The following is a 6,883-nucleotide window of genomic DNA, read 5'->3' as shown; positions in this document are numbered from 1 at the left end:
CAAGGCCGCAACCAGCGCGCTCAGCGCGGCCGAGTACGTCCAGCCCACGCTCGAGTTGTGCGGCCAGTGCTCGCTGAAATACTCAATGTCACGTTCGACGATCCCCGGGGTGTTCTGTCCGAAGAAATTCGTGGCGTTGAGCACGCTCCACTCGTCGCGGTTGGTCTGCGAGACCACCGAGGGGATCACAGCCGACCGCGCGAGCGTGAAGGCTTCGACGGCGGCCTGCGTCACGTTGATCTTTTCGGCCGTCCAGCCGACCAGCGTCTGCAGGCCGGCGTTGAGGCCGGTGACCGCAACCGTCGACTCGACCGAGCCCACGCCCTGCCACTGCGCCGCGGTGGCCAGGTTGTTCAACGTGGAAAGCCCGGCCGACAGCTCCTTGTTGGCCGTCTCGGTCACCCACACGACATTGTTGGCAATCACGGACGCGGGGGAACCCGCTTCAAAGATCGCCGCGACCACCTCGGGTGGCCCGGTCCACCGGGGATCCGGCATCTGCTCGTCCTACAGCCCCATCGCGACCGCGTTGGCGCCCTCGGCGGCGGTGGCGGCGGCAGATGCCAGGCCCTGGGCGCCGGAGAACGCGACTCGCTGGCCGATGTGCTCCGCCGACGTCGCGAGGTAGGCGGCGCCGGCGGCATTCAAGGCAGCGGCGAACGCGATCGAGTCGGCGTCTGCTGCCATCGGCAGGACCCCGGTGAGTGCGGCGGCACCGGCCGCGGTGGTCGCGGCCATTTCCTCGCTGAGCCCTGCCTCAGCGGCCGCCGACAAGTCAACGGCACCCGGCACCATGCCGAACATCCCAGTCATATCTGCCTCTCGATCCGTCGCGACCTGCCCGAGCGGCCGCAAGTTGCGCTGAGTCTAGGGTGGCGGCCCTCGCGTGTCGATTCAGGTCTGCAGGTCTCCTACCAGGACTCCCTCCATCACTCCGTCGGTGGTGACCAACAGACCACGGCCGGGCGGCAGCTGCTGCGCGCTGGTTCGGCCGAACACTTTCACCGCCGCGGGGTCGTTGTCCATGAACAGCGTCGGCGCCCGCGAACCCGTCATCTTCTGCAGGAACGGGTTGGTAACCGCGACGCCCGCCCAGTTGCCGGGCAGCCGCGAGGCGATCACATGCAAGCCGATCTCGCGGCTTCGTTCGATCAGGCCCCACAACGGCGCGGTCGCCGCGTTCTTGCCCAGCAGACCGTGCGGTCGTAGTTCCTGTTCATCGTCGATCAGGACGAAGTGGTGAGGACCGTCCCAGTCGCCGCGACTGAGCAGCTCTTCCTGGCTCAAGCCCGACGGCGGCAACCGGTCCCACAGCAGTTCAGCCAACTCGGCGATCACGGTGTCGATGTCATCGGCGGTGTACGCGTAGGCCCGCACATGATCGCCTTGGATCTTGCCGATCAGCGAGGTCTTGGGGTCGATGATGGTGATCTGCGCCTGCTCGGGAGTGCACCGCGCCACCACCGACTGGCCGATCGCAGCCAGGGTGGTCGTCTTGCCGCACGACTGACGTCCGACCACCAGAAGGTTGGGCACCACGCGAGCTGGCAGCACCACCGGCTGCAGGGCGGTTTCGCCGATCCCGAATGGGATGTTCAGCGGATCTGCGTGCCCGGCACCGGCGACGAACGCGGTGGCGACCTCGGCCAGCCCGATCCGTTCGGGCAGCCGCGCCAAACTCTCCACCCTGCCCACCCCGGTCACGCCCGCGATCAGGGTCCCGATGTCGCGCGTGCCCACCCGGTCGCCGGCCGCGCCGATCACCTCGGGCACCCCGATCAACAACTCGAAGCCCTCCCGGGTGAGTCCGAACCCGGGGCGGTCCAACGTATTCCGGGCCGCCTTCTTACGTTCGAATCCCTCACCCATCTGGGTCTCGTCGGGATTGCTCAGCCGCAACTGGATGCGCGCGTTCGACACGTTGACCAGCTGCTGCTTCTGACCCACCAGCCAGGCGGTCGCGCTGGTCATGATGTGCACCCCATAGGACAGTCCCTGCCGGGCGATCGCGATGGCACGCTCGCCCATGGCGGCGTCCTTGTCGTAGAGGTCGCTGAAGTTGTCGATGACAAGGAACACGTCACCGAACTTGTCGTCGGGATCGGTGCCGCCGCCGGTTGGACCGTCCACCCCGAACCGCCGCTCCCGAAATTCTGAGACGTCGATCTGGTACCTCTTGAAGGATGCCTCGCGGGCCAGGATAAGACCCTCGATGGAGGCAATCGTTCGCGAAACACCTTCTGCATCAGTGGGACTCACCACCGACGCCACGTGTGGCAGGTCTTCGACGGGGAACAACGACGCGCCGATACAGAAGAAGGTGACCCGCTCGGGCCGGTACATCAGCGCCGCCGAGGTCATCAGCGTCATCAATGTGGTGGACTTACCGCGTTGCGCCGTCGCGACGACCATGATGTTGTCGGTTTCGGCGTTGACCACATGCACCCGCTGGTCATGTTCCTCCGGGATGTCGACAACGCCCAACGGGAACACCAGACCGGGGTTACGCCCATAGTTGACATGCCAAGGCCTGCCCCGCCAGCGCGCCACCAGCGCGTCGATCGGTTCGCTGACTTCCAGTGGGGGAAGCCAGATTTGGTGCGGTGGTCGCGCGGGGTGCGAAATGAGCGATTCGCGGACGACGTCGACCAGCTTCTTCTTGCGGAAGCCGTCGGGATGGAACAGGAACTCGTCCGGCTCAGCGGGTTCGTCGGCGACAGCCAGCGCCGCGCTGTCGGAATCACTGAGCGGTTGATACGCCCAGGTATAGGCCCGCGGCTGGGAAAAGCTCATGGCGACCGTCTGGTTCACCTCCGTCACCCGCTTTGGCACGACGAACGGCGCGGACACGTAGAAGCAGCGGAACTGGTCGAGGTCACGCGGTCCGACTTTGAGCAACGCGTAGCCGTTCTCCTGCGACGGGAGATGCAACGCGGCGTCGCTGCCGATGACGTCCCGGGAGTCCTCGGCGGTCTCGGCGCGCAGCGCAACCCGGAAAGCGATGTTGCTCTTGGCTTTACTGAGCGACGATAGATCCAGCCGCTGGCCGCCCAGGGTGAAGAAGACGTTGCAGCCGCGGCCTTCCTGCCCGATGTGGATGACCAGGTCGATCCATTCCGGATGGTGAATGAACAGTTCGAGGTATTCGTCGATGATCACCAGCAGGATCGGCACCGGCTCCAGGTCCCGGCCCGCCAGGCGCATCTCTTCGTACTCGTTGGCGTCACGGGCGCCGGCGTCCTTGAAAAGCCGGTACCGCCGCGAGATTTCACCATTGATGGCCTTCCGCATTCGCTCGGCCAGGTGCCGGTCGTCCTTGCCCAGATTGGACAGCGATCCGGCTACGTGCGGAAACCCTTGCAGGTCCTGGGCTGCCGACTCGAACTTCATGTCGACGAAGATCACGATGAACGATTCCGGCGAGTGGGTCAGTGCGATACCGCTGCACAGAGACAAGAAGTACTCCGACTTGCCCGACCCAGAGGTCCCGATCACGACGGAGTGGAATCCGTAACCGCCGAAGTCCTTGGCCCGCAGAATTACATACTGTAGTTCACCGCTCTGTTTGACGCCGACCGGCACCATCGCCCACCGCGGGTCCCCGCGACCGCGGCTCTCGGCCCATAATTTCTCGACATCGAGTTCTCTCGGATCACTGATGCCGAGCGCCCGAAGTAGTTCACCGCCTTGGCTTTCGGTTTCGGACAGCTCGTCGGCGCTCATCGGGGACCAGCGGGCCAGCGCACGCGCATACCTGTTGGCGGTGCTGCCGGCGAGCGTGTCGGCCACCGCGTAGAAGGCGTTGCGGTGGCTGAGCCTGCCGGCACGCAACGCGAATCGCTGGCTCTCGTCGGTGAAGCCGACGCCGACCCCGACCCGGGTTGCCAACCGCAGCACGGTGATACCGGCCATGCCCTTCTGCCCGGTCACCCCTTCCCATTGTTCGGGTGTGCCGACGTTGTCATCCACGATCAGCCAATGCGGTCCCAGCGCCGACGACACCTCGATCGTCGACGGCATCGAGGTCGGGCTCGCCGTCGCCGGTGGGGTCCATGGTCCGCGGCCTTTGCGGTGTAATTCGGCATCGAGCGCCTCTTCCAGTTCCGTGGGCGAGGCGAACACCAGCCGACGCAGCCCGCACGCATCGAACATTTCGTCATGTTGATTGTGCGGCAACCAGACCAGCCACTGCCAGTGCTCGGGATGCCGGGTTACCACCATGAGCTTGAGATCGTGCGGGCTGTGGTAGACCGCCAGCGCGCACAGCATCGCGCGCATCAATCCGTGCAGCTCGATCGGGTCCTCGGCGATGAAACTGAACCCGGGTTTTGAGCGCAGGCTCAACACTTTTCCGATACCCCGGATCTTGCTCTGCTCGACAATGAAATCCCGTAGTGCTCCGCCGGTCACGGGCTCCAGCTCTTCGCCGATCGGGACGTCGGGCCACTGTAGTGAGACCGCTGATTCGCTGGCTTGCTGTACCCCGACACCGAGCCGCACGTCCAGGAAATCCGGATCGGTGGGGCGCCGTTCCCACATGCGGGGGCCGCCGATGAGGGTGTCGAACCGTTGCGGGTCCGCGTGGACGAACAGCTGGGACCGCCGCTGCTGATGGGCGGCGCGTTGTACTTCTTCGCGGTCGTCGTCGAGTTGGCGTAGGTAGCTGCGCCGCTGCTTTTCCTGTTCACCCCAGGTGATTCGGCGTCCACGGCCGAAGCGTCCGCCGAACATCAGTGCGCCGAAGCCGACCAAGCCGACCATCGGGAAGAACCCCGACTGCAGCGACCGGACGCCGGATGCGTACATCACGACCAGGGTGCCGATGATTCCGACCAACAGGGCGGGCAGGGCGATCATCAGCAGGATGTTGCGGGGCTCGCGCTCGGGCAGTGCCAGAGGCGCAGCCACGGCCACCCGTACCGGTGGGACAGTCGTTGGCTGCGCGCGCTTTCCGCGGACGAACCCTCGTTTGGACATGGTCAGTTTCCCGGTTCGTCGGAGTCAGGAATGGGTGCTACCGCGCCTCCTGCGGCTACGGCATCGCGCGCGATCAGGGCGGCGTCCCGAGCGATTGCCGGGCCAGGGGCGAACGTGCGCACAATTGGCCAGGGGGCTTGGACGGCGTGCCGAGGATCCAGACCCAGTGCTTGCAAGGTCCGTTGATCCGGCTCGATGCCGTACCGGACCCCCTGTGGTGAAAGCCAATACAGGCTTTCCCGGCTGTCGGAGACGGCCGAGCCACTGGTGGTTGCGACGAAGTTGGCCGCACCGTGCAGGATCAAGGTCTGGTGCGCCTCAGCCGATTCGGGATTCCGATCGTCGCGCACGAGGTGCACCAGCCGGGAATCCATGCCGTCCGGGACCGGCAGGCCACGTCCGGAGATGACGGTGATCCTGGCCTGTGGATCGGTGGCCTGCTTCTCCCACGCGACACATGTGACGGGATTGGCGGACGTGTCAACGAAATTGAGCTTGCCTGAGGGGTAGTAGTCGACGTCGAGCACATCCACTACGGGGATGTGAACGAGTTTGTCCGGTGCCACTAGCGTCGGCGCAATTGACCCTTGCGAGTCACCGGTCCGCAGTAGGTCGGCGACGAATCCGGTGATCTTCTGCACTCCGGTGGGCAGCAGCACGTAGAAGCCGTTGACCGCCCCGCCGGCGTCGCGGGACTCCAGGACGCTACCCACCTTGGCGCCGGGTAGCCACCGCGAAGGACTGCCGGCTTCCGGAATCATCGGCAGCACAAGGGGTTCGGTCGACGGCATGGCATCGAACAGCGCGTTGGAGATTTCGACCGGATACGTCGCGCCGGGATCGAGCCCCAGGTTGAATGTCACCGATCGGTCGGCCGGATCGACCCGGGATCGCTGTCCGCCCCAGATCACATAGGTTGCGCCGCGGTGGGTCACCAATACCGCCCGTCCCGGTTCCAGGGCCGCGGCCCTACCCGCCGGTGTGAGAGACCCCGCAATCGATGTCACCACCGGCGTGGCGGTGCTGGCGCGGGAACCCTGCCGTTGGGCGGTGTCACAGACCGCCCAAGCCGAGACGGCGCCGCCGGTGACCGACAGCGTGTCCGGTACACCGGGAATCCCGATCATCGGGCCGGTCGGATACTTGGCGATTTCATTGGCGGTCACCCACGTGGGGGCGACCGCATTGCCGACCGCCAGACGCGCCGAGGTCAGATTGAGTGCGGGGTAGAGGCGTCCGCCGATCCTGGCGTAGATCGCACCGGTGTCGCGGTTGCCGATGACGGACGACTGCGCGACCAACCCGGCAGGCTTCATCACGTGCAGCAGGGCCATCCACCCGACACCGATCAGCACCAGCACGATCGAGAGAGCCACTGCCGCTTGCTGTTTGCGGTCATCGTGCTTCATCCGCACGGAGAACCTGGTGATGGCGGCCCGCAGGCGTCGGTTGTAGAAAAGGTGCCCTGAACTCTGGTCGCGGTTCGACAGATTAAGTGGCACAGTCATTCTCCTTCCGGCGGGTGCGCACGGATCCTTCCGTACGTCGCCGACGTCACTGCAGGCGGCCGCCGTACCGTGCCTGGTTGTCGGTTTCAGCCTCTTCGCGCAACGCTGCGATGGCGAGGTTCAATCTGTCGGCCAGTTCGTTGGGGGAGTAGCCGACCATCACGTCAGGATGCAGGCTCAACTTGAGCAACCGTCCGTCCGAATTTGCCACAGCGTAAACGTCTCCCAGGTCAACGCTGTAGGTGACGGCTTCGGCTTGGGCGACAATCGCTTCCCACTTGTCGGCCGCCTCGCTCAGTGAGCGCAGCACCGATTCCACGAGGGCCCTGTCGCCTTCGGCGCTGAGGTCGGTGATTTCACTGCGACCCGGCCCCGACACCCTGACAGTATGTCGACGC

The 6,883-nt window shown here is 65.4% G+C and carries 5 protein-coding genes; all 5 read right to left on the bottom strand.

Translation table 11 applies throughout. From position 1 onward, the window contains the following. Nucleotides 1–498, bottom strand: a 498-nt coding sequence (locus A9X01_RS04640) for a PPE domain-containing protein (protein ID WP_155771928.1), incomplete at its 3' end; no start/stop codon positions are given. Between the two features lie 9 nt (nt 499–507). Continuing rightward, nucleotides 508–813 carry a PE family protein gene (locus tag A9X01_RS04635; protein ID WP_366663628.1) on the bottom strand — a complete coding sequence of 102 codons (306 nt, stop codon included), beginning with the start codon at nt 811–813 and terminating at the stop codon, nt 508–510. Between the two features lie 81 nt (nt 814–894). Then, nucleotides 895–4,977, bottom strand: a complete 4,083-nt coding sequence (eccCa, locus tag A9X01_RS04630; RefSeq protein WP_065119513.1) for a type VII secretion protein EccCa — start codon at nt 4,975–4,977, stop codon at nt 895–897. Between the two features lie 2 nt (nt 4,978–4,979). Further along, nucleotides 4,980–6,479 carry a type VII secretion protein EccB gene (eccB, locus tag A9X01_RS04625; RefSeq protein WP_065119511.1) on the bottom strand — a complete coding sequence of 500 codons (1,500 nt, stop codon included), beginning with the start codon at nt 6,477–6,479 and terminating at the stop codon, nt 4,980–4,982. Nucleotides 6,480–6,531: 52 nt separating this feature from the next. Next, nucleotides 6,532–6,864, bottom strand: coding sequence for a DUF2710 family protein (locus tag A9X01_RS04620; protein ID WP_065119509.1), 333 nt, complete (start codon nt 6,862–6,864; stop codon nt 6,532–6,534). Nucleotides 6,865–6,883: the final 19 nt, after the last annotated feature.

Origin of the sequence: Mycobacterium asiaticum (assembly GCF_001668675.1) — a bacterium.
GTDB classification, from domain to species: domain Bacteria; phylum Actinomycetota; class Actinomycetes; order Mycobacteriales; family Mycobacteriaceae; genus Mycobacterium; species Mycobacterium asiaticum_D.
Note: the sequence above shows the minus strand (reverse complement) of the source record. Positions and strands in the feature narration are given on the sequence as shown.